This is a genomic window from Synechococcus sp. F70.1 (assembly GCF_047502745.1).
GTDB lineage: Bacteria > Cyanobacteriota > Cyanobacteriia > Thermostichales > Thermostichaceae > Thermostichus.
In genome coordinates this window covers 1-1,740 of the sequence record NZ_JANSJL010000065.1, presented here as the reverse complement: position 1 = coordinate 1,740, position 1,740 = coordinate 1, and the positions used below count along the sequence as shown (strand labels likewise).

Here is a 1,740-nt window from a genome sequence, read left to right as displayed (position 1 = left end):
GGCGCAGCTCCACCGTGTTGGGCTTGGCTGCCATCCACTCGCCCAAGGGGCTCTTAGAACGAGTTTCTGGGGCAAAGGTGCTCGACCCGCAAGGCCGACCTTGACAGCGCAAAGGTCGGGTCTCCGTTGCAGTGTCCTCACAGGTTGGGCTGCTGGTGCTGGCGATGAGGGTGCCCCTCCGGGTTTGGGTAAACGTTCTGGTTGTGCCACAGTCGATTTGGCCGATGACCTCATCGCAACTGGCCGGCGTCCAAGGCCCCCAGTCGTAGTTGCAGGTCTGCCGGCAGTCGACCGTCTGGGATTGCGTCTCGGTGTAGCTGGTTCCGCAAACTGTGCAGTTGCGGCTGCGAGTTTGGGTGACTCTGGTGCCACCGTTGGCCACCGTACACTCAGGAGTCCATTCAGACCAAGCACCGCAGGTCCTCGGAGGTTGGCAGGTAACCTCTCGAGGTGGTGGTGGCTGGCCTGGGCAGCCATCAGGCAACCTTGCTGTTTGGATAATGGTTTCAGGCTGACAGATATTGGTCGGGCAGGGGGGATACCAGATGGGCTCGCAGGTCTGGCAATGCGCCTGGTAAGGCCGCTCAGGAGCCACCCGAGGATCCGGCTGGCATGGCTTGTTGACTGGCTGCAAGGGCTTGAGGTAGCGCAGGTCGTAGTTTTCCAGAGGATGCCCATCTCCCTGGGTTGTAAGGCGGACAAAAGCATTGCCATCGTTCTCGTAAGCTTGGATCTCCACTAGGTAGGGAGAAGGCCGCCCAGGGTCTGCACATTGCAGCTCCAGCCGGAAGCTCACCCGGTTGTCGCCATCCCGCCACGCCTCGACGCCAACAGCATCGTTTTCTGGGTCTCCGTCTTGTGTCGTGTTCAGAAAGGTGTCGCCTTCGTTGCGGAGAAAACCTTGAAAGAAGGGTGTTGGCTCGCCTTCTCCAAGCCTATAGGCAGGGTTCCTGCGGATGATGATCCGGCCTCCATCGTTGGTGTTGAGGTTGTAGGTGGCAACCCCAGGCCAACGGGGGTACAGCTCCCCGACCCAGCGCACCACGAAAAAGTCGTTGCCCCAGCTGTTGCCACTTCCCAATGATCCTCCTCTACGCCGCCAGCAGGAGCGCCAGAAGCCTATGTTGCCCCTGCCTACTATGTCTGGAGCATCAGCGGGAGATTGAGACGTATCCGGCTCACTGCATCTTGGCATCCACAAAAAGTCAGCCTTGGGAAGAGTGGGTTGATCATTCCACCGATCATCCCTCAAAGGCCAGCCACCCCAGGGCCAGAGGAAGGGGGAGTTGGTGTTCTGATAATTCTGGTTGCCAAACAGGTAGTAGAACCCACCCCAAACCGGCAGATTGGTACCGCGGACCCAGCGGGCAAAACTATTATTTGGATTTGGAGGATTTCCTGGACTACCTGGCCGCCAGCCGGAAACCCGGCCATCTTCATCTGTTTCCAAAGCGTCCCGAATGCAGGCCCACCACCGTGAGGCTCGCTCGTCGTATGGAGTGTTCCAATCACCTGAGGGATCGCACCTTGGTCCTCTCTGGTCTTCTTCTATCATGAAGGATTCCCCTGGAACGCCAAGCCTCCGATGCTGAACAGGATAGGTTGGATCCGGCCAGCGCACCGCCCGCAGGTAGGGCAGGTTGCGATCTTGAGCCTCTAGGGGCAGAGGGCCCACAGTCCCGTTCGTGGCAAACCCTGTGTCGCGTTCGTACTGGTCTCTCGGGCTAGTCAGCCAGCCGT

1 pseudogene is annotated in these 1,740 nt (G+C 59.4%); it reads right to left on the bottom strand.

What is annotated here, in order from left to right:
* Nucleotides 1-1,081, bottom strand: a pseudogene (locus NW860_RS07105) (type II secretion system protein); the annotation flags it as partial.
* Nucleotides 1,082-1,740: the final 659 nt, after the last annotated feature.